Origin of the sequence: Enterobacter cloacae complex sp. ECL414 (genome assembly GCF_021869685.1) — a bacterium.
GTDB lineage: Bacteria > Pseudomonadota > Gammaproteobacteria > Enterobacterales > Enterobacteriaceae > Enterobacter > Enterobacter kobei.
In genome coordinates, this window is the sequence record NZ_CP091481.1 from 3773397 (window position 1) to 3795592 (window position 22196).

The following is a 22196-nucleotide window of genomic DNA, read 5'->3' on the forward strand; positions in this document are numbered from 1 at the left end:
GTTAAAATTTTGCTCTGTTTTTAAGGACTCACTATGTTTTCCGCAACGCGCCACTGTGTTGCTGCCCTGGCGCTAGGCGTTTGCTTTATTCTTCCGGCTCAGGCAAAAAATCAACCCTATGGTGAAATCGCCACTCAGCAGGCGCGGCATATTGCCACCGTGTTCCCTGGCCGCATGACCGGTTCACCTGCGGAAATGCTCTCCGCTGACTATATTCGCCAGCAATTTGCTGATATGGGTTACCAGAGCGATATCCGGTCGTTTCACAGCCGCTATATCTATACCTCGCGCAATAAAACACAAAACTGGCACAACGTGACCGGCAGTACGGTTATTGCGGCTCACGAAGGTCGCGCGGCGGAACAGATTATTATCATGGCGCATCTCGATACTTACGCACCGCTCAGCGATGCCGACACCGATAACAACCTCGGCGGGCTGACGCTGCAGGGCATGGACGATAACGCAGCGGGTCTTGGCGTGATGCTCGAACTGGCCGAGCGAATGAAGAACATTCCGACGCAATATGGCATTCGTTTCGTTGCCACCAGCGGTGAAGAGGAGGGTAAGCTCGGCGCTGAGAATCTCCTTAAACGCATGAGCGCTGAAGAGAAGAAAAATACGCTGCTGGTAATTAACCTCGATAACCTGATTGTCGGCGATAAACTGTATTTCAACAGCGGGCAGAGTACACCGGGTAGCGTGCGTAAACTGACGCGTGACCGGGCGCTCGCCATTGCCCGCAGCCACGGGGTGTATGCCGCCAGCAACCCGGGCGGCAATCCAAATTATCCGCGAGGAACGGGCTGCTGCAACGACGGCGAAGTGTTCGATAAAGCGGGCATTCCGGTCCTGTACGTGGAAGCAACTAACTGGGCGCTGGGGAAAAAAGATGGCTACCAGCAACGGGGAAAATCGAAAGCCTTCCCGGACGGGACAAGCTGGCATAACGTGATGCTGGATAATCAGCAGCATATTGATAGCGCCCTGCCGCAGCGCATTGAACACCGCAGCCGGGACGTGGTGAAAGTGATGCTGCCGCTGGTGAAGGAGCTGGCGAAGGCGGGGAAAGGCTGAGGTTTTTAAGTATAGCGCGGCCTGATGCCCTCACCCCAACCCTCTCCCACAGGGAGAGGGCGGTTAAGGAATTACCCTTCGTGCAACCCGCACTCGCGCTTCAGCCCAAAGAATCGCGTCTCTTCTTCCGCCATTCCCGGTTCCCATTTGCGCGTGGTGTGGGTGTCTCCAACTGACAGGTAGCCCTGGTCCCACAGCGGATGGTACTTCAGCCCGTGTTTTTGCAGGTACTGGTACACCGTCCGGTTATCCCAGTCGATAATCGGCAGCACCTTAAAGACTCCGCGCTGGACTGCCAGCACCGGCAGCGTGGCACGGCTGCCGGATTGCTCACGGCGCAACCCTGCAAACCACGTCTGCGCGTTAAGCTCTTTCAGTGCCCGGTTCATCGGCTCGACTTTGTTGATCTCATTGTATTTCTCAATGCCTTCAACGCCCTGCTCCCACAGCTTGCCGTAGCGCGCTTCCTGCCAGGCCGCGCTTTCCGTCGCGCGGTAGACTTTCAGGTTCAGCCTGAGCTTGTCCGTCAGCTCGTCAATAAACTGGTAGGTTTCCGGGAACAGGTAGCCGGTGTCGGTGAGGATCACCGGAATGTCCGGACGGATCTGATTCACCAGATGCAAACTCACCGCCGCCTGAATACCAAAACTCGACGAAAGCACATAGTCTCCCGGCAGGTTTTCCAGCGCCCAGGCCACGCGCCCTTCGGCGTCGAGCTTTTCCAGTTGGGCGTTAGTTTCTGCCAGTGCCAGAATGCGTTCGACTTTTGGCAGTTCGTTAAGGGCGTTTAGATCGAGTACGGACATAATTACCTCTCGTGGTTACTCCCAGAAATCCCTTGCGGGATCGAGCACCGGGCGAATGATGCCCGCACGCACCGTAAAGTCGCCGAAGCCTTCACCCGCTTCGCGCTCTTTCGCCCAGCGCCCGACAAGCTCGTCGATGGAATCAAGGATTTCCGGCTCGGTGATGTTCTCGCGGAACATACGCGGAATACGTGTGCCGATACGGTTACCGCCCAGATGCAGGTTATAGCGACCCGGCGCTTTCCCCACCAGCCCCAGCTCGGCCAGCATCGCGCGGCCGCAGCCGTTCGGGCAGCCGGTCACACGCATAACAATATGCTCGTCCGGAATGCCGTGTTTTTCCAGAATCGCTTCCACTTTGTCAGTAAATGACGGCAGGAAACGTTCCGCTTCGGCCATCGCCAGCGGACAGGTCGGGAACGACACGCAGGCCATGGAGTTTTCACGCTGCGGTTTGACCGCATCCATCAACCCATGATCGCGCGCCAGCGTCTCGATCTTCGCCTTCTGGCTCTCCGGCACGCCGGCAATGATCAGGTTCTGGTTAGCGGTAATGCGGAACTCGCCTTTGTGGATCTTCGCAATTTCCAGCAGACCGGTTTTCAGCGGACGGCCCGGATAATCCAGAATTCGACCATTTTCGATAAACAGCGTCAGATGCCATTTATTGTCGATACCTTTCACCCAGCCAATACGATCGCCGCGACCGGTGAATTCGTAAGGACGGACTGGCTCAAATTTGATCCCCGCGCGACGCTCCACTTCCGCTTTGAACGTCTCCACTCCCACGCGCTCGAGGGTATATTTGGTTTTCGCGTTTTTACGGTCGGTACGGTTACCCCAGTCGCGCTGGGTCGTGACCACGGCTTCCGCCACCGCCAGCGTGTGCTCCAGCGGCAGGAAACCAAACTCGCTCGCGGTGCGGGCGTAGGTTTTCTTGTTACCGTGCTCAATGGACAGGCCCCCGCCCACCAGCAGGTTAAAGCCGACCAGCTTGCCGTTTTCGGCAATCGCCACGAAGTTCATGTCGTTGGCGTGCAGGTCAATATCGTTCTGCGGCGGGATCACGACCGTGGTTTTGAACTTACGCGGCAGATAGGTCTGGCCGAGAATCGGTTCTTCATCGGTGGTCGCGACTTTCTCCTGATCGAGCCAAATCTCTGCATAGGCGCGGGTGCGCGGCAGCAGATGCTCAGAGATCTTCTTCGCCCACTCATACGCTTCGGCATGCAGCTCAGACTCGTACGGGTTCGACGTGCAAAGCACGTTACGGTTCATGTCGTTGGCGGTAGCCAGTGCGTCCAGCCCAACGGAGTGGAGCATCTGGTGCACCGGCTTCACGTTCTTCTTCAGAATACCGTGGAACTGGAAGGTCTGACGGTTGGTCAGGCGGATGCTGCCGTAGATCGTGTTTTCGCCAGCGAATTTATCAATCGCCTGCCACTGTTTGGTGGTGATGACCCCACCCGGCAGACGGCAGCGCAGCAGCATCGCATGACGCGGCTCCAGCTTCTGTTCGGCACGCTCAGCGCGAATATCGCGGTCGTCCTGCTGGTACATACCGTGGAAACGGATCAGCAGGAAGTTGTCACCTTTAAAACCGCCGGTGAGACCGTCATTCAAATCTTCAGCAATGGTGCCGCGCAGGTAGTTGCTTTCCAGCTTCATGCGCTCGGCGTCTGTCAGTTTACCTTCGACCACCAGTGGCCCTGGATGTTTTTCGCTCATTAGTAGACATCTCGCTGATAACGGCGCTCAACGCGCAGCTCACTTAAAAATTCATCCGCCGTTTCGGCATCCATACCGCCGAATTCGGCAATCACTTCCAGCAGTGCCTGCTCAACGTCTTTCGCCATGCGATTGGCGTCGCCGCAGACATAAATGTGGGCACCGTCATTGATCCAGCGCCACAGCTCTGCGCCCTGTTCGCGCAGTTTGTCTTGTACGTAGACTTTTTCTTTCTGGTCGCGGGACCAGGCCAGATCGATACGGGTCAGCACGCCCTCTTTGACGTAACGCTGCCACTCAACCTGGTAGAGGAAATCTTCGGTAAAGTGCGGGTTGCCGAAGAACAGCCAGTTTTTGCCTGGCGCGTCGTCCGCCGCACGTTGCTGCATAAAGGCGCGGAACGGCGCAATACCGGTGCCTGGACCAATCATGATCACCGGGGTTTCCGGGTTTGCCGGCAGACGGAAGTTGTCGTTGTGCTCGATAAAGACGCGCACTTCGCCCTCTTCTTCCACGCGGTCCGCCAGGAAACTTGATGCCCCACCCGCACGGGCGCGGCCTTCGATGTCATAACGCACCACGCCCACGGTGATATGCACTTCGCTCTCCACCTCTGCCTGAGAAGAGGCGATGGAGTAGAGGCGCGGGGTCAATGGACGCAGCAGCCCGACCACTGCATCGGCATCCAGCTGCGCCGGAGAGAAACGCACCATATCGACAATCGGGGTCGTCGCGGCGTAATGCTGCAGTTTCGCTTTGTCGCCCACCAGCGGCAGCAGCGATTCACTGCGCGTTAAGGTGGCGTAATTTTCGACGATGTTCGGAGTGTTGACCGTCAGTTCGAAATGCCACTGCAGCGCATCAGAAAGCGACTGGGTTTTGCCGTCAACGGTGACAGGCTCATCACCTTTCAGCCACAGCAGCTCAACCAGCTCTTTCACCAGCGCCGGATCGTTCTGATACCAGACGCCCAGCGCATCGCCAGGCTGATAACGCAGGCCTGAGTCACCGAGATCGATTTCGATATGACGCACGTCTTTTTCCGAGTCGCGGCCAGTGATTTTCTGGTTCACCGACAGGCTTGCCGCCAGCGGTGCTTCTTTCGTGTAAGGGCTGGTATGGATATCGTTGACGACGCCCGCGGCGGTCAATGCGGCCTGCGCCGGCGTCTCTTTCGGCACGCGCGCTTTCAGCACCTCAACGATGCGCGCACGCCATTCGGCGGCGGCAGTCTGGTATTCCACATCCGCGTCGACGCGGTCCAGCAGGCGCTCTGCGCCGAGCTCCGCCAGCTTACTGTCGAAGTCTTTACCGGACTGACAGAAGAATTCATAGGAGGTATCGCCCAGACCAAACACGGCAAACGCCGTGCCATCCAGTTTTGGGGCTTTTTTCGAGAACAGAAACTTATGCAGCGCTACCGCTTCTTCAGCGGGTTCACCTTCGCCCTGGGTAGAGGCGACCACCACCAGCAGCTTTTCTGACGCGATTTGCTTAAATTTATAATCGCCGGCGTTGACCAGGTTCACGTTCAGTTTGGCGGCCAGCAGGTCGTCACGCAACGCTTCGGCCACGCGGCGGGCGTTGCCCGTCTGCGAGGCGGAAATCAGCGTAATAGCGGGAATTTCCACAGCCGTTGCCGGTGCGCCCGCGACAGCGCCAGGCTGCTGATTGAGCATTCCCCAGAAATAACCGGAGACCCAGGCAAGCTGAGTGGGCGAAAAATCAGAGGTGGCAGCCTGAAGGCGCGCCAGTTGCTCCGGGTTCAGGGGAAGCAAATTTGATGGTGAGGCCTGTGTTGTCATGCGTCGTTATGTTCCAGTAGCCAAGCGGACTTTAAGCGAATAAATCCAAACTGAAGATAAGGTTAACGGCGAGGATAATAACAATTAAAGAAGGGATGGAAATAATAAATAACCAAATGGACTAACCTGTTTTAGTTATCGTTCTTAGCGATAAAACAGGTTAACTAAATCATTGAAAATAAATAGCAAAAAACCAGAAAAGAACCTTACCGCCATGGCTGCGCCTTCAGAGCCGTTTTAGTTAATGCTAAAAATTGTGCTTTCCGGTACTATGCGGCGGTTTTTTCCGCATTACTGAGAGCGATCATGTCCACCACACTGTTTAAAGATTTCACCTTCGAAGCCGCCCACCACCTTCCGCATGTTCCTGAAGGGCATAAATGTGGCCGTCTGCACGGGCATTCGTTTATGGTGCGTCTTGAGATCACCGGTGAAGTTGATCCGCATACCGGTTGGATCATGGATTTTGCCGAACTGAAGGCCGCGTTTAAACCGACCTACGACCATCTGGATCACTACTATCTGAATGAGATCCCGGGCCTTGAAAACCCGACCAGCGAAGTGCTGGCAAAATGGATTTGGGATCAGATGAAGCCGCTGGTACCACTGCTGAGCGCGGTGATGATCAAAGAGACCTGCACGGCAGGCTGCGTGTATCGCGGAGAGTAAAAAAATAGCCCGGCAAAACCGGGCTTTTTTTAGGCTATATTCAGGTACTTGTGCGTCTGCATGGACAGGCGCCAGTTACGCGCGATACAGGTTTCAATACACAGACGCGTCGCATCTTCTTTCTGGCTGATAGGCTGCAGGGCAATCACCCGCTGCTTTTCATCCGTCAGCGTCGCCAGCAGTTCGTCCAGCGCTTCGATATCGCGCACGCGCCCTACCGGGTGCTTAATCTCATCCGCGCGTTCCAGCGCCTGAGAGAGCACGTCATACCCGCCGCGCATATTCACTTTTGGCGAAACCGTCACCCAGGTAGAGTGAGAGCAGCGCACTTCGTGGGTGCCGCTGGTTTCAATCTGGCAGCTGTAGCCGTTCTTTTCGAGCAGCTCGGTCAGCGGGGTCAGATCGTGGATACAGGGTTCACCGCCGGTGATCACCACATGGCGCGCCGTCCAGCCCTGACGACCAATAATCGCCAGCAGATCTTCTGAACTGCCCGCGCCCCACTTATCGCTCTCTTTGGTTTTCGCCAGAATGCTAAACAGCGACACTTCCCGATCTGCGAGCTTATCCCACGTATGTTTGGTATCACACCAGGCACAGCCAACCGGGCATCCCTGTAAACGAATAAAGATAGCGGGAACACCGGTAAAGTAACCCTCGCCTTGCAGGGTCTGGAACATCTCGTTAATCGGGTACTGCATAGTCATCTCAGTTAAGGGGATAAACGATAAGTATCGCAGATCCCCGCCGGATGGTCATGCTCCATCGGTGCTTTGCGCGCTAATCGCCGCCATAAACCGTTCGGTAATTTGCTGTGGACGGGTGATCGCGCCGCCGACGACGACCGTGTGCGCCCCCAGCGCCAGGCACCGGGCCGCGCGTTCAGGCGTATCCACGTTCCCTTCGGCAACCACGGGAACCGTCACGGCCGCCAGCACGGCCTTCAGGAACGCGCAGTCGTTCTCCGGAAGCGAATGGCCTGCCGTTTCCGCCGTATAGCCGTAAAGCGTCGTGCCGACGCAGTCAAAGCCCAGCGCCTGCGCCGTCACGGCTTCGTCCACGGTGGAAATATCCGCCATCAGCAGTACCGAGGGGTAGCGCGAGCGGATGCGCATGACCAGCGTTTCCAGGGATTCCCCACCGGGACGCTCCCTGGCCGTGGCATCAAGGGCTATGATTTCCGGAGAGACGGCCATGAGCTCATCCACCTCTTTCATCGTGGCGGTGATAAACACTTCGCTTTCCGGGTAATCCCGTTTGATGATGCCGATGACAGGCAAAGAGACCTGCTGCTTAATGGCCTCGATATCCACCACGCTGTTGGCACGAATGGCAGCGGCCCCGCCCTGCGCCGCCGCCAGCGCCATCCGCGACATAATAAACGGGCTATGCAGCGGTTCATTCTCCAGCGCCTGACAGGAGACGACCAGTTTTCCCTTCAGGTTATCCAGTACAGTTTTCATTACGATAAAATCTCTTCCACTTCGTTTTTGATAATGGTGACGTGCGGGCCATAAATGACCTGAACCCCGTTACCGCGCACGATAACGCCGCGCGCGCCGGTCGCTTTCAGCGCCGCGTCATCCACCTTGCTGCCGTCTTTGACCGTGACGCGAAGGCGCGTGGCGCAGCAGTCCACCTCGTCCAGATTGTCTTTTCCACCTAATCCGGCGATCACCGCCGCAGCGCGCTCGCTTTGCGGCAGACTCACTTCATCAACCATCGCCGTCTTTTCACGGCCCGGCGTGGCGAAATCAAAACGGTTAATCAGGTAGCGGAAGGTGAAGTAGTAAAGGAAGAACCACGGCACGCCGACCAGCGGAACGAACATCCAGTTGGTTTTGGCCTCCCCCTGCAAAATACCGAACAGGAGGAAGTCGATAAAACCGCCGGAGAAGGTTTGCCCGATGGTGATATGCAGCATGTGTGCAAGCATGAACGCCAGCCCGTCAAACAGCGCATGGATGACGTAAAGCACCGGCGCAATAAACAGGAAGGAGAACTCGATGGGCTCGGTAATGCCCGTCAGGAAAGAGGTTAACGCCGCAGAGAGCAGCAGCCCGGCAACGCGCTTTTTGTTCTCGGGTTTTGCCGTGTGGTACATCGCCAGACACGCGCCGAGCAGGCCAAACATCATCGTAATAAAGCGCCCGGACATGAAGCGCGACGTGCCTTCATAAAACTGACGCGTCGTCGGGTCAGCCAGCTGGGCAAAGAAGATACGCTGCGTACCCTCCACCAGATGACCATTGACGATCTCGCTGCCGCCAAGGGCCGTGGTCCAGAACGGAAGATAGAAGATGTGGTGCAACCCGAACGGGCCCAGCATGCGTAAAATGAAGCCGTACAGCAGGGTGCCCAAATAACCTGTGGCGTCTACCAGCCCGCCCAGACCAAAGATCAGTTTCTGGAAATGCGGCCAGACCACGGTCATCAGCGCGCCGACGAGTATCGCCGCCAGCGAGCTGATAATCGGGACAAAGCGCGAGCCGCCAAAGAAGCCCAGGAACTGCGGAAGGGCAATTTTATTAAACCGGTGATGCAACGCGCAGGTCACGAGACCAATCACTACGCCGCCAAATACACCCGTTTCCAGCGTCTGAATCCCCAGCGTCATCCCCTGCCCCACGGCCCCCGGGTTTTCCTGCGCCAGTTTGCCGGTGAGGATCAGCAGCGCGTTGATGGTGGCGTTCATCACCAGAAACGCCAGTAACGCCGCCAGCCCTGCCGTGCCTTTATCACTTTTTGCCAGCCCAACGGCCACCCCAACCGCAAACAGCACAGAGAGGTTCGCAAATACGATGGAACCTGCACTGCTCATGATGGTGAAAACCGCCTGCAGCCAGCCCACATCTAAAAACGGATAGGCCGTCAGCGTATTGGGATTCGACAACGCGCCGCCTATCCCAAGCAGCAGACCCGCCGCAGGCAACACGGCGATGGGCAACATAAACGATTTGCCGAAGCGCTGCGCTTTTTCAAACCATCCCCCCGAAGAGGCTCCACTGAACATTTGCATCATTTTTTCATCCCCTCATTTATCGATGAAAATTTTTACCATATAAATATTTAATAGTGAAAATTATCATCAAAAACCAGGAGACCGATCATACTCTTTCAAAATGACTGGCATCTTTCCCCCGCTTTCCGTCACACTAGTCACAGAGAAACGCATTAAGGACCTGGCATGTCGGACCATGAAAATCTGCTGCTGAAGCTCCGCCAGGAGGCTTCCGGGTACAGCCCAACACAACAAAAACTCGGCGAGTTTGTCCTCAGCGATCCCGCCCGAGTGCTCTACCTGACGATCACGGAACTGGCGCGCGAGAGTCACACCAGCGAGGCCAGCGTGACGCGTCTTTGCCGGACGCTGGGCTGCAAGGGCTATAACGAATTCAAAATGGCGCTGGCGCTGGATATTCAGCAGGGTCAGCCCGCGCGAGAGGCCGGGGATGAAATTGATAACGTGGTGGATGAGTCAATCCTGGCTCTGCAGGATACCGCCAGGCTCCTGGACCGGGCGCTGCTTGAAAAAGCCGCACTGGCACTGCATCAGGCGCACTCCGTGCAGATCTATGGCGTCGCGGCCAGCGCAATCCTCGGTGAGTATCTGCATTACAAGTTATTAAGGCTGGGTAAACCCGCACAGTTATTTAGCGACATGCACCGCGCAGCCATGAATGCGGCAACGCTCTCGGCTGAAACGCTGGTCGTGGCTATCTCCAGTTCCGGTTCTACGCGGGATTTACTTCATGTGGTGAAACTGGCCCGCAAGCGCGGCGTAAAGGTTCTGGCGCTCAGCAACACGCCACGTAGCCCGCTGGCTTCCCTGAGTGATATGCAACTGGTAGCCGCCAAGCCAGAAGGCCCGCTTAGCGCTGGCGCGCTCAATGCAAAGGTGGGTGTCATGCTGCTGGTCGAATTGCTGACCACCTCTCTTATTGCGCTGGACAACCATTACGCGGATGTTAGCCAGCAAACAGCCAGCGCTACGCTTCCTTTGCTGCTCTGAAAATATTACGCAGGCTACATAAACTAGCCTGCTTTTTACGTTACTCAATTTCCCTTAAGCAAAATTTAATTTATTTTCCAGATAAATGTTTGGTGTAACAAAATATTTTATTTATTACATTTTCAATGCTGTAACCACCCTAATCCTGAATCATAAAAATACATACAAATCATAAAGTTGAAATATAATTATTTATAAATTGAATTTTTCACCTTTCCGCAATGTCCAATATCTCCACCTGATTTCCTTTCCTTAAAATAAGCTTAAGACGCTTCCTGTTTCGGCGATTTATTATTTAAATGCCGTTTACTTTTGCGCGCCTACAATCCGCCTCATCAATCATAATGAGACGGTATTAATGAAGATGTTATTGATTACAGGCGTGACCGGTTTCCTGGGCGGTGCAGTACTTGAAAAAATCCTGACGAGCGATCAATCCGTGAAACTCCTTTTGCTTGCCCGCGCCGGCGATCCGCAAAGCGGGCTGGAGCGCGTGCAGGAGAACATGCGTAAGTTCAACGTTTCTGAGGAGAAACTGGCTTCCCTGAGCGTGGAGAATATTATCATTGGCGACCTCAGTCAGCCGGAGGCCTTTCTGAACGATCCGCGACTGAACCAGGTCACGCATGTGGTTAACTGCGCGGCTGTCGCCTCATTTGGAAACAACCCGCTTATCTGGAAGGTAAACGTCGACGGTACCCTTGCGCTGGCACGCCGCATGGAACAGGTCACTGGACTGCAGCGTTTCCTGCACGTAGGCACCGCAATGTCATGCACCCCGGAGCAGGATTCACTGGTCGCGGAAAGTGCTGAATTTAGAGAAAATGCTGAACATCTGGTGGAATACACTTATTCGAAGTCAACCATTGAAAAGCTGATGCGTCAGGCGTGCCCGGACCTGCCGCTGCTTATCGCCCGCCCCTCCATCGTCGTCGGCCATACCCGTCACGGCTGCACGCCGTCGAGCAGCATCTTCTGGGTCTTTAGTATGGGCCTGATGCTGCAAAAGTTTATGTGTTCAATGGAAGACCGGATCGACGTAGTGCCGGTGGATTATTGCGCCGACGCGCTGTTAATGCTGCTCGGCAGCAACGCGCGTCCGGGTGAGGTGGTGCATATTTCTGCCGGGGAAGAAAACAGCGTTCGCTTTGCAGACATCGATCAGGCGATGGCGCAGGCGCTGGAGAAAGCGCCCGTCGGTGATAAGTATGCGCAGGTCAGCTACGAAACGCTGGTCAGAATGCGCCGCGAGCTGAAAACGATTTTTGGTCCATGCAACGAACGCCTGATGCTGAGAGCGATGCGCTTATACGGCGCCTTTGCCACGCTGAACGTGCGCTTCAGCAACGATAAGCTGCTCAGCATGGGAATGCCGAAACCCCCGCGTTTTACGGATTATATCGCCCGCTGCGTCCAGACCACCCGGGGATTGACCATCCCGGAGCAAATGGCGGTCGATTTTAAATAGCCAAAAAAATGCCAGTCTTTCGACTGGCATTTTCATTTAAGGCTTAAGCAATTATGCCTGGCCTTTGATCTCTTTACGACCGTTGTATGGTGCTTTTTCGCCCAGTGCTTCTTCGATACGAATCAGCTGGTTGTATTTAGCAACACGGTCAGAACGGCTCATAGAACCGGTTTTGATCTGGCCTGCAGCGGTACCCACTGCCAGGTCAGCAATGGTTGCATCTTCAGTTTCACCAGAACGGTGAGAGATGACAGCGGTGTAGCCAGCGTCTTTCGCCATTTTGATCGCGGCCAGGGTTTCGGTCAGAGAACCGATCTGGTTGAATTTGATCAGGATGGAGTTAACGATGCCTTTCTCGATGCCTTCTTTCAGGATCTTGGTGTTGGTTACGAACAGATCGTCACCAACCAGCTGGATTTTGTCGCCCAGTACTTTGGTCTGGTATGCGAAACCATCCCAGTCAGACTCGTCCAGACCGTCTTCGATAGAGACGATTGGGTACTGTTTGGTCAGGTCTTCCAGGAAGTGAGTGAACTCTTCGGAGGTGAACGCTTTGTTGCCTTCGCCAGCCAGAACGTATTTACCGTCTTTGTAGAATTCAGATGCCGCACAGTCCATCGCCAGGGTGATGTCTTTGCCCAGCTCGTAGCCAGCAGCTTTTACTGCTTCTGCGATAACAGCCAGAGCTTCTGCGTTAGAACCCAGGTTTGGCGCATAGCCACCTTCGTCACCTACAGCCGTGTTCATACCTTTAGCTTTCAGAACTTTAGCCAGGTTGTGGAACACTTCAGAACCCATACGTACCGCTTCTTTCAGGGATTTCGCGCCAACTGGCTGAATCATGAATTCCTGAATATCAACGTTGTTGTCTGCGTGCTCACCACCGTTGATGATGTTCATCATTGGTACAGGCATGGAGTATTTGCCTGGGGTGCCGTTCAGTTCAGCGATGTGCTCGAACAGTGGCATACCTTTAGCAGCCGCTGCTGCTTTGGCGTTCGCCAGGGAAACCGCCAGGATTGCGTTCGCACCGAAGTTAGATTTGTTTTCAGTACCGTCCAGATCGATCATGATCTTGTCGATGCCAGCCTGGTCTTTAGCGTCTTTGCCAATGATGGCCTGAGCAATAGGACCGTTTACAGCGCCAACCGCTTTCAGTACGCCTTTGCCCATGAAACGGGATTTGTCGCCATCGCGCAGTTCCAGCGCTTCGCGGGAACCCGTAGAAGCACCTGATGGAGCAGCTGCCATACCGACGAAACCACCTTCCAGATGAACTTCAGCTTCAACGGTCGGGTTACCACGGGAGTCGATGATTTCACGACCGATGACTTTAACGATTTTGGACATTAGATTTTCCTCAGTACAAGTTAAACTAAAACTCCAGACAAACAACGCGTACCAAAGGTACGCGTTGCCGTTCTAACTTTTTTTACTTCGCCTGACGCTTCTGGTACTCGCTGGCGGCTTTCACGAAGCCTGCAAACAGCGGATGCCCGTCACGCGGCGTTGAAGTAAATTCCGGGTGGAACTGGCAGGCAACAAACCATGGATGGTTTGGCACTTCAATGATCTCGACTAACTGATCATCCCCGGAGCGGCCCGCAACGCGCAGGCCCGCAGCTTCAATTTGTTTCAACAGCATGTTGTTGACTTCATAGCGGTGACGATGGCGCTCGGTGATGACCGATTCGCCATACAGCTTGCGAACCACGCTATCGTCGGACAGCTGGCAGGCCTGTGCGCCAAGACGCATTGTGCCACCCAGATCGCTCTTCTCGGTACGGACTTCGACGTTACCGTCTTCGTCGCGCCATTCCGTAATCAGCGCCACTACAGGGTACTTACAGTCTGGCACAAATTCCGTAGAGTTCGCGTTTTCCATTCCCGCTACGTTGCGCGCAAATTCGATCAGCGCAACCTGCATACCCAGGCAGATGCCGAGGTAAGGAATATTGTTTTCACGCGCGTAGCGTGCAGTGGCGATCTTGCCTTCAACACCGCGGTAGCCAAAGCCGCCAGGGATGAGAATCGCATCCAGATCTTTCAGAATTTCCACGCCACGCGTTTCAACATCCTGCGAATCAATCAGCTTGATGTTCACGGAGACGCGGTTCTTCAGACCACCGTGTTTCAGCGCTTCGATAACTGACTTATAGGCATCCGGCAGTTCAATGTACTTGCCGACCATACCGATAGTCACTTCGCCCGCCGGATTGGCTTCTTCATAGATAACCTGTTCCCATTCAGACAGGTTAGCTTCCGGACAGTTCAAGCTGAATCGTTTACAAATATAATCGTCCAGGCCCTGCGATTTCAACAGGCCCGGGATTTTATAAATGGAATCGACATCTTTCATTGAAATAACGGCTTTTTCAGGCACGTTACAGAACAATGCAATTTTCGCACGTTCGTTCGCCGGGATAGCGCGATCGGAACGGCAAACCAGGATGTCAGGCTGAATACCGATGGAGAGCAGCTCTTTAACAGAGTGCTGAGTCGGTTTGGTTTTCACTTCACCTGCAGCCGCCATGTAAGGCACCAGCGTCAGGTGCATGAACAGCGCATGCTCACGACCAATATCTACCGCCAGCTGACGAATCGCTTCGAGGAACGGCAGGGATTCGATATCCCCTACGGTACCGCCGATTTCAACCAGCACAACGTCATGCCCTTCGCCACCGGCAAGGACACGCTCTTTGATGGCGTTAGTGATGTGTGGGATAACCTGAACGGTCGCGCCCAGGTAGTCACCGCGGCGCTCTTTACGCAGAACGTCGGAGTAGATGCGGCCAGTCGTAAAGTTGTTACGACGGGTCATTTTGGTACGAATGAAACGCTCGTAGTGGCCAAGATCCAGATCGGTTTCAGCGCCGTCTTCAGTAACGAACACTTCCCCGTGTTGGGTTGGGCTCATGGTGCCAGGATCGACGTTGATGTACGGATCCAGTTTCATCATGGTCACATTGAGGCCACGGGCTTCAAGAATGGCTGCGAGGGAGGCTGCGGCAATGCCTTTACCCAGAGAGGATACGACCCCGCCGGTCACAAAAATATAGTTCGTTGTCATGCTGAACCTGAGAAGTTAGGGTGAAACGATGGAATAACCAGGACGGGAAAGTAGTATACCCGAACACGGCGAGCGCCACAAACTTTCATTCTCCGTCTCCATTCCAGGCCATGACAAACATAAGGAGTGAGAAAATAGCCCCTTTTGGGTAAATGTTTTTGACGCAAATCAAGCGCTTGTCATTTAAAAAATCACACAAATTGCGCTTGATCGCAAAATTCCGTTAGAGATCAGATTCCTGGCGTTTTACTTCCTGCCAGACTTCTTCCATCGCCTGGAGGTCAATTCCGGTCATTTCCAGGCCGCGCGAGGCGACAATCCGCTCCACTTCACGAAAACGACGTTCGAATTTCAGATTGGCTTTTTGCAATGCGGTTTCCGCTTTTACACCTAAATGGCGCGAAAGGTTGACGGTCGCAAACAACAGATCGCCCATCTCTTCCTCAAGCTTTGCTTCATCCACCACCGCCTGCTGCGCTTCGTGCATAACCTCGTCGATCTCTTCATGCACTTTATCCAGCACCGGCCCCAGAGAGTCCCAGTCAAAACCGACGGCGGAACAACGCTTTTGAATTTTATGCGCGCGCATCAGCGCAGGCAGACTCAGAGGAATATCGTCCAGCGCCGAATGCTGGGATTTTTCAGCACGCTCGGCGCTTTTTATCTGCTCCCAGCGGGCCAGTACTTCCGCGCTGTTGCCTGCGGTGGCATCGCCAAAGATATGCGGGTGACGGCGCTCAAGCTTGTCGCTGATAGCGGCGCAGATATCATCAAAGTTAAAGCGCCCTTCTTCCTGCGCCATCTGGGCGTAGAACACCACCTGGAACAGCAGGTCGCCGAGTTCACCACGCAGGTCGTCAAAATCCTCGCGAGAAATGGCGTCCAGCACCTCGTAGGTCTCTTCAAGCGTGTACGGGGCGATGGTGGAGAAAGTCTGCTCTTTGTCCCACGGGCAGCCGTTTTCCGGATCGCGCAGGCGTTTCATGATGCCGAGCAGGCGGTCGATTTGAGTCATAGTGTTTTCCATTAAAAAACAAGCCGGGTGGCGGCAAAGCCTTACCCGGCCTACAGAAGAGTGTATTTACCCGCCGTGCAGACGACGCGCGTCAATCACATCCGGCACCTGGTTCAGTTTGCCGAGCACGCGACCCAGCACCTGCAGGTTGTAGATTTCGATGGTCATATCGATGGTGGCAAGCTGCTCGCGGGTATCGCTGCGGCTGGCAACACCCAGCACGTTGACCTTCTCGTTGGCGAGAATGGTGGTGATATCGCGCAGCAAGCCGCTGCGGTCATTGGCGGTAACACGCACCACCAGCGAGTAGCCGGCGGAGTAGCTCTCTCCCCAGACCGCTTCCACGATGCGCTCCGGCGCATGGGACTGCAGCTCGGCAAGCTGGTCACAGTCGGAACGGTGGATCGAGATCCCGCGCCCCTGGGTGATAAAACCGACGATGTCGTCGCCCGGAATTGGCTGACAGCAGCGGGCAATGTGGTGCATCAGATTGCCCACTCCCTCGACCACTACGCGGCCATTATCTTTACTGCGCTGCTGCGGGGCGTAGGTTTTCTGCTGCAGCTGCTTCAGCGCCGCCGCGTCCTGCTCTTCCGCGCTTGGCTTATTGAACTGCGCCTGCAGGAAGTTAACCATCTGATTGAGACGAATATCGCCGCCGCCAATTGCCGCTAACAGTTCGTCAAGCTCGTTGAAGTTGTAGCGCGGCAGCAGGAATTTCTCGGCCTCTTTCAGGCTGATCCCGATATGTTCCAGTTCGTCGTCAAGGATCTGACGACCGGCAAGGATATTTTTGTCTCGATCCTGCTTGCGGAACCAGGCGTGAATTTTTGAGCGTCCGCGGCTGGTGGTGACGTACCCCAGGTTCGGATTAAGCCAGTCCCGGCTCGGGTTAGGCTGCTTCTGGGTGATGATTTCAATCTGATCGCCCATCTGCAACTGGTAAGTGAACGGGACGATGCGCCCGCCGATTTTCGCCCCGATACAGCGGTGCCCCACGTCACTGTGGATGTGGTAGGCAAAATCAAGCGGCGTTGAACCGGCTGGCAGGTCGACCACATCCCCTTTCGGGGTAAAGACGTAGACCCGGTCGTCAAAGACCTGGCTGCGGACTTCGTCGAGCATTTCGCCCGAGTCGGCCATCTCTTCCTGCCACGCAATCAGCTTGCGCAGCCAGGCGATGCGATCCTCGTGACCAGAACGCGCCCCGCCCGACGTTCCCTCTTTGTATTTCCAGTGCGCGGCAACGCCCAGCTCGGCATCTTCGTGCATCTGTTTGGTGCGGATCTGAATTTCGACCGTTTTGCCGCCAGGGCCAAGCACCACGGTGTGAATGGACTGATAACCGTTAGGTTTAGGGTTAGCCACATAGTCATCAAACTCATCCGGCAGATGGCGGAAGTGAGTGTGGACGATCCCCAGCGCGGCGTAGCAGTCCTGCAGACGTTCCGCCACGATACGCACGGCACGCACGTCAAACAGCTCGTCAAAGGCGAGGTGTTTCTTCTGCATTTTGCGCCAGATGCTGTAGATGTGCTTAGGTCGCCCGTAGACTTCGGCGCGCACGTTCTCTTCTTTCATCGCCTGGCGCAAGCCGCCGACGAACTCCTCGATATAGTGCTCGCGGTCAATGCGTCGTTCATGCAGAAGTTTGGCAATGCGCTTATATTCCGCCGGGTGCAGATAACGGAAGCAGTAATCTTCCAGCTCCCATTTGAGCTGACCGATACCTAGCCGGTTCGCCAGCGGCGCATAGATGTTTGTACACTCTTTGGCGGCCAGCACGCGCTCGTCTTCCGGCGCATCCTTCACCTCACGCAGGTGGGCAATACGCTCGGCCAGTTTGATGACCACACAGCGGAAATCATCCACCATGGCCAGCAGCATCCGGCGGACGTTATCGACCTGCTCAGAGGAGACGGAATCGGTGTGCGCGGCTTTAAGCTGGCGGATAGCCGCCATATCGCGCACGCCGTGGATCAGCGCGACGACGGATTTTCCGACGCTCTCACGCAGCACGTCTTCCGTCACGACGTTCGCATCGGCGAGAGGAAACAGCAACGCGGCCTGCAGCGTTTCAATATCCATGTTCAGCATGGATAAGATTTCAACCATCTCCACGCCGCGCCACAAGAGGAGATCGGCATCCGGATGACCCTGTGTGGTGCGAAGACAGTAGGCCCAGGTTTCGGTTAAGCGTTCACACGACTGCTGGCTGGAAATTCCCAGACTTGCGATCCATTTTTGTGGGTCAAACTCCCCAGCTTTATTGAGATGTGCACTTCTTACCGCAACCATTGTCCTCTCCTTTAGGGACCAGGGCCTGTCGAAGTCGACAAGCCAAACAAATTAGATGTGCTCGAACAACACCATCGATTCCAGATGCCCAGTGTGCGGGAACATGTCCAGCATTGCCAGACGCTGAATTTGGTAACCCGCGCTGATTAATACCTCACTGTCACGGGCAAGCGTTGCCGGGTTACAGGAAACATAGACCACACGCTTCGGGGCAAGTTTAATCACATGCGCCATGACGCCCGGGGCACCGGCGCGCGCCGGGTCGAGCAGGATTTTGTCAAATCCCTGCTGTGCCCACGGCTGTTGCGTCACATCTTCCTCAAGATTTTGATGAAAGAATGTCACATTTTGCAAGCCGTTCTGTTGTGCGTTCTCCTGCCCTTTAGCCACCAGCGCTTCAACACCTTCCACGCCAACGACGCTTGCTGCTTTTCGCGCCAGCGGCAGCGTGAAGTTGCCCATGCCGCAGAACAGATCGAGCACCCGATCGGTGGGCTGTATATCAAGCCACGCCAGCGCTTTCTCAACCATCTGCTGGTTTACGCCATCATTTACCTGAATGAAATCCCGCGGGCTAAACGTTAAGCGTAGCCCGTTTGACGCATACCAGGGCGCATCACCGGTAACCTGTTCAAGTATCTCGCTTTGTGGAGCAAGGAAAAGCGCCAGGTCGTGGGAATGCGAAAAGCGTTCCAGTTTTTCGCGATCTTTTTTCGATAATGGCGCGGTGTGGCGCAACACCATCAGCGGGCCATTATTGGCCATGACCAGTTCGACATGCCCAAGATGGCGAACGCCGTCCAGTCCTGAGAGGCAAGTGCGCACGTGCGGAAGCAATGCTTCAAGATGGGGCACCAAAACAGGGCACTGCTTCACATCAACAATATCGCTGGAGGCCGCTTTGCGAAAACCCATCTCCAGCCGCGCCGTTTTGGGCTGATAATTCAGACTCAGACGCGCGCGGCGACGGTAGCCCCAGGGCTCATCGGCAATAACTTCGTTCACGTCGTGCTTCAGCAGACGCGCCAGGGCGCGGCTTTTGCTTTTTTGCTGTAATTCTGTGCTCGCATGCTGTTGCTGGCAGCCTCCGCAAACGCCAAAATGCGGACAGCGTGGCGCAACGCGCGCCGGGCTATCGTTGAGGCGACGCTTCACCTGTCCGCGCGCGTACTGGCGTTTGTCTTCCGTCAGCGTAATTTCTGCTCGTTCTGTTGGCAGCAAACCTGTTATAAACAGAGTCTTACCATTGTGATGAGCCACCCCCTGACCAAACGGGTCAAGGTCTGTGGCTTCAACAGTAATGATTTGACGCGTCGTCACGCGTCGTTTTGCAGAGTAGAATTGCGCCATCGCCGAGATTTTTCTCACATAAACATAATTATCTTAATTGTCCCATAACGGAACGCCATGACCAACTACAGCCTGCGCGCGCGCATGATGATTTTGATCCTCGCCCCCACCGTTCTCATCGGTTTGCTGCTGAGTATCTTCTTTGTGGTGCACCGCTATAACGATTTGCAGCGACAGCTGGAGGATGCAGGCGCCAGCATCATCGAACCGCTCGCCGTCTCAAGCGAGTACGGGATGAACCTGCAAAACCGCGAATCCATTGGGCAGTTAATCAGCGTGCTTCACCGACGCCACTCGGACATCGTACGCGCCATTTCCGTTTACGACGAACATAACCGCCTGTTTGTCACCTCGAATTTTCATCTCGATCCGGCGGCCCTGAAAATCCCGGACGGTACACCTTTCCCGCGCCATCTCACCGTACTGCGGCGCGGCGATATCATGATCCTGCGCACGCCGATCGTGTCGGAAAGTTATTCCCCCGACGAGTCTGCGCAATCTGACGCCAAATCCAGCAATAACATGCTGGGATACGTGGCGCTGGAGCTGGATCTCAAGTCAGTCCGGCTACAGCAGTACAAAGAGATTTTTATCTCTGGCGTGATGATGCTGTTCTGTATTGGTATTGCACTGATCTTCGGCTGGCGCCTGATGCGCGACGTAACGGGCCCCATCCGCAATATGGTCAATACTGTTGACCGCATCCGCCGGGGACAGCTCGACAGCCGCGTAGAAGGTTTTATGCTGGGCGAGCTGGATATGCTGAAAAACGGCATCAACTCGATGGCCATGTCGCTGGCGGCCTATCACGAAGAGATGCAGCATAACGTTGACCAGGCGACGTCTGACCTGCGCGAAACGCTGGAGCAGATGGAGATCCAGAACGTTGAGCTGGATCTGGCGAAAAAGCGCGCCCAGGAAGCGGCGCGGATTAAATCTGAATTCCTTGCCAATATGTCGCACGAGCTGCGTACACCGCTCAATGGGGTGATCGGCTTTACCCGCCTGACGCTGAAAAGCGAGCTTAACCCGACGCAGCGCGATCATCTGCACACCATTGAACGTTCGGCCAACAACCTGCTGGCGATCATTAACGACGTGCTGGACTTCTCCAAGCTGGAGGCGGGCAAGCTTATTCTGGAGAGCATACCGTTCCCGCTGCGCGGTACGCTCGATGAAGTGGTCACGCTGCTCGCCCACTCGTCACACGACAAAGGCCTTGAACTGACGCTTAACATCAAAAACGACGTGCCGGATAACGTCATCGGCGATCCTCTGCGCCTTCAGCAGGTCATTACCAATCTTGTTGGCAACGCCATTAAATTCACCGAAAGCGGCAACATCGACATTCTGGTAGAAAAACGCGCGCTCAGTAATAACAAGGTACAGATTGAGGTTCAGATCCGCGATACCGGGATTGGTATTCCCGAGCGCGATCAGTCGCGTCTGTTCCAGGCGTTCCGCCAGGCCGATGCCAGTATCTCCCGCCGTCATGGCGGTACCGGTCTGGGGCTGGTGATTACGCAGAGGCTGGTAAACGAGATGGGCGGCGATATCTCTTTCCACAGCCAGCCAAACCGCGGTTCAACCTTCTGGTTCCACATTAACCTGGATCTCAATCCGAACGCGTTGACCGACGGTCCGGTGACAAGCTGCCTGAACGGTAAGCGTCTGGCCTACGTCGAGCCTAACGCGGCGGCCGCGCAGTGCACGCTGGATATTTTAAGCACTACACCTCTGGAGGTAGTCTACAGCCCTACCTTCTCGGCGCTTGCCGTTGAGCACTACGACATTCTGCTGATGGGCATTCCGGTGACGTTCACCGGCGAACTGACCATGCAGCAGGAGCGGCTGGCGAAAGCCGCGTCGATGACTGACTATCTGCTGCTGGCGCTGCCCTGCCACGCTCAGATAAACGCGGAAGAGTTGAAAAACGACGGGGCAGCCGCGTGTCTGCTTAAACCCCTCACCGCCACCCGCCTGCTGCCCGCCCTCACGGAGTATTGCCGTCTTAGCCAGCATGCCCTTCCGCTGATTAACGATGAGCAAAAACTGCCGATGAGCGTGATGGCAGTTGATGACAACCCGGCAAACCTGAAGCTCATTGGCGTGTTGCTGGAAGATCAGGTTCAGCATGTGGAGCTGTGCACCAGCGGCACGCAGGCCGTTGAACAAGCCAAACAGATGCAGTTCGATTTAATTCTGATGGATATTCAGATGCCGGGCATGGATGGCATTCGGGCCTGTGAGTTGATCCACCAGCTGCCACATCAGCAGCAAACACCGGTGATTGCGGTCACCGCGCATGCGATGGCCGGTCAGAAAGAGAAGTTACTGAGCGCCGGGATGAATGATTATCTGGCGAAACCTATCGACGAAGAGAAGCTTCATAACCTGCTGTTACGCTATAAGCCGGGACATATTGGCGGAAGCTACACGGTTTCCAGCGAGCCGGTTGAGGTCGCCGTCAATCAAAACGCAACCTTTGACTGGCAGCTTGCGCTGCGTCAGGCGGCAGGTAAACCCGATTTAGCCCGCGAGATGCTGCAAATGCTGGTCGCGTTTCTGCCGGAGATTCGTAATAAAGTTGAAGAACAGCTTGTGGGGGAACACCCGGATGAACTGCTGGAAGCCATCCACAAGCTTCACGGCAGCTGCGGCTATAGCGGCGTACCGCGGCTTAAAAATCTCTGCCAGCTGCTGGAGCAGCAACTGCGCGCAGGTACGCCAGAATCGGAGCTGGAACCTGAGTTTCTGGAGCTGCTGGATGAAATGGATAACGTGACGCGTGAAGCGATGAAGGTATTGGGGAGCTGAGATAAAAGCCCGGTGGCGGCTTCGCCTTACCGGGCCTACGATTGCGGGTGCGGCCTGATGCCCTCACCCCAACCCTCTCCC

16 protein-coding genes are annotated in these 22196 nt (G+C 55.3%); 5 read left to right on the top strand and 11 right to left on the bottom strand.

Going from position 1 to position 22196, the window contains the following annotated elements; genetic code table 11:
- The first annotated feature begins 33 nt into the window (after positions 1 to 33).
- Positions 34 to 1077, top strand: a complete 1044-nt coding sequence (locus L3068_RS18180) for an aminopeptidase (RefSeq protein ID WP_014885035.1) — start codon at positions 34 to 36, stop codon at positions 1075 to 1077.
- A gap of 71 nt (positions 1078 to 1148) precedes the next feature.
- On the opposite strand, the gene cysH is transcribed toward L3068_RS18180, so the two are convergent.
- Genes cysH through cysJ form a run of 3 tightly spaced genes read right to left on the bottom strand, consistent with a single transcriptional unit; the run spans position 1149 to position 5416 of the window.
- On the bottom strand, positions 1149 to 1883 hold the full coding sequence (gene cysH / locus L3068_RS18185) for a phosphoadenosine phosphosulfate reductase (RefSeq protein ID WP_014885036.1): 735 nt from the start codon (positions 1881 to 1883) through the stop codon (positions 1149 to 1151).
- Positions 1884 to 1898: 15 nt separating this feature from the next.
- On the bottom strand, positions 1899 to 3611 hold the full coding sequence (gene cysI, locus L3068_RS18190; RefSeq protein WP_014885037.1) for an assimilatory sulfite reductase (NADPH) hemoprotein subunit: 1713 nt from the start codon (positions 3609 to 3611) through the stop codon (positions 1899 to 1901).
- On the bottom strand, positions 3611 to 5416 hold the full coding sequence (cysJ, locus tag L3068_RS18195; protein ID WP_047624233.1) for an NADPH-dependent assimilatory sulfite reductase flavoprotein subunit: 1806 nt from the start codon (positions 5414 to 5416) through the stop codon (positions 3611 to 3613). Before cysJ ends, cysI begins: the two co-directional genes overlap by 1 nt.
- A gap of 306 nt (positions 5417 to 5722) precedes the next feature.
- Here cysJ and queD point away from each other — a divergent pair, with 306 nt between their 5' ends.
- Entirely contained in the window at positions 5723 to 6085 is a 363-nt protein-coding gene (gene queD / locus L3068_RS18200; protein WP_117580998.1) for a 6-carboxytetrahydropterin synthase QueD, read from the top strand.
- Positions 6086 to 6114: 29 nt separating this feature from the next.
- Here queD and queE read toward each other — a convergent pair whose 3' ends face one another.
- From queE to L3068_RS18215, 3 genes are read right to left on the bottom strand one after another with little or no spacing between them, the layout of a single operon-like run.
- The gene (gene queE, locus L3068_RS18205) at positions 6115 to 6786 is read right to left on the bottom strand and encodes a 7-carboxy-7-deazaguanine synthase QueE (RefSeq protein ID WP_014885040.1); all 672 of its coding nucleotides are present in this window, start codon (positions 6784 to 6786) and stop codon (positions 6115 to 6117) included.
- Positions 6787 to 6840: 54 nt separating this feature from the next.
- Positions 6841 to 7548: an N-acetylmannosamine-6-phosphate 2-epimerase gene (locus tag L3068_RS18210; protein WP_023331196.1), complete on the bottom strand. Its 708-nt coding sequence runs from the start codon at positions 7546 to 7548 to the stop codon at positions 6841 to 6843.
- Positions 7548 to 9107: a maltose/glucose-specific PTS transporter subunit IIC gene (locus tag L3068_RS18215; RefSeq protein WP_117581000.1), complete on the bottom strand. Its 1560-nt coding sequence runs from the start codon at positions 9105 to 9107 to the stop codon at positions 7548 to 7550. Before L3068_RS18215 ends, L3068_RS18210 begins: the two co-directional genes overlap by 1 nt.
- A 165-nt stretch (positions 9108 to 9272) precedes the next feature.
- On the opposite strand from L3068_RS18215, the gene L3068_RS18220 reads away from it, so the two are divergent.
- The gene (locus L3068_RS18220) at positions 9273 to 10097 is read left to right on the top strand and encodes a MurR/RpiR family transcriptional regulator (RefSeq protein ID WP_014885043.1); all 825 of its coding nucleotides are present in this window, start codon (positions 9273 to 9275) and stop codon (positions 10095 to 10097) included.
- A gap of 358 nt (positions 10098 to 10455) precedes the next feature.
- Positions 10456 to 11565 carry an SDR family oxidoreductase gene (locus tag L3068_RS18225; RefSeq protein WP_014885044.1) on the top strand — a complete coding sequence of 370 codons (1110 nt, stop codon included), beginning with the start codon at positions 10456 to 10458 and terminating at the stop codon, positions 11563 to 11565.
- A gap of 51 nt (positions 11566 to 11616) precedes the next feature.
- Here L3068_RS18225 and eno read toward each other — a convergent pair whose 3' ends face one another.
- The 5 genes from eno to rlmD all read right to left on the bottom strand — a co-directional run bounded on the left by eno (position 11617) and on the right by rlmD (position 19298).
- Positions 11617 to 12915, bottom strand: a complete 1299-nt coding sequence (gene eno, locus L3068_RS18230; RefSeq protein ID WP_014885045.1) for a phosphopyruvate hydratase — start codon at positions 12913 to 12915, stop codon at positions 11617 to 11619.
- 82 nt (positions 12916 to 12997) lie between these two features.
- Positions 12998 to 14635, bottom strand: coding sequence for a glutamine hydrolyzing CTP synthase (pyrG, locus tag L3068_RS18235; protein WP_014885046.1), 1638 nt, complete (start codon positions 14633 to 14635; stop codon positions 12998 to 13000).
- 223 nt (positions 14636 to 14858) lie between these two features.
- Entirely contained in the window at positions 14859 to 15650 is a 792-nt protein-coding gene (gene mazG / locus L3068_RS18240) for a nucleoside triphosphate pyrophosphohydrolase (protein ID WP_014885047.1), read from the bottom strand.
- Positions 15651 to 15716: 66 nt separating this feature from the next.
- The gene (gene relA / locus L3068_RS18245; RefSeq protein ID WP_014885048.1) at positions 15717 to 17948 is read right to left on the bottom strand and encodes a GTP diphosphokinase; all 2232 of its coding nucleotides are present in this window, start codon (positions 17946 to 17948) and stop codon (positions 15717 to 15719) included.
- A 51-nt stretch (positions 17949 to 17999) separates the two neighbouring features.
- On the bottom strand, positions 18000 to 19298 hold the full coding sequence (rlmD, locus tag L3068_RS18250) for a 23S rRNA (uracil(1939)-C(5))-methyltransferase RlmD (protein WP_117581001.1): 1299 nt from the start codon (positions 19296 to 19298) through the stop codon (positions 18000 to 18002).
- A gap of 57 nt (positions 19299 to 19355) precedes the next feature.
- On the opposite strand from rlmD, the gene barA reads away from it, so the two are divergent.
- A complete protein-coding gene (gene barA, locus L3068_RS18255) occupies positions 19356 to 22115 on the top strand; it encodes a two-component sensor histidine kinase BarA (RefSeq protein WP_071922933.1) in 2760 nt (919 codons plus the stop codon).
- The last annotated feature ends 81 nt before the right edge of the window (positions 22116 to 22196 follow it).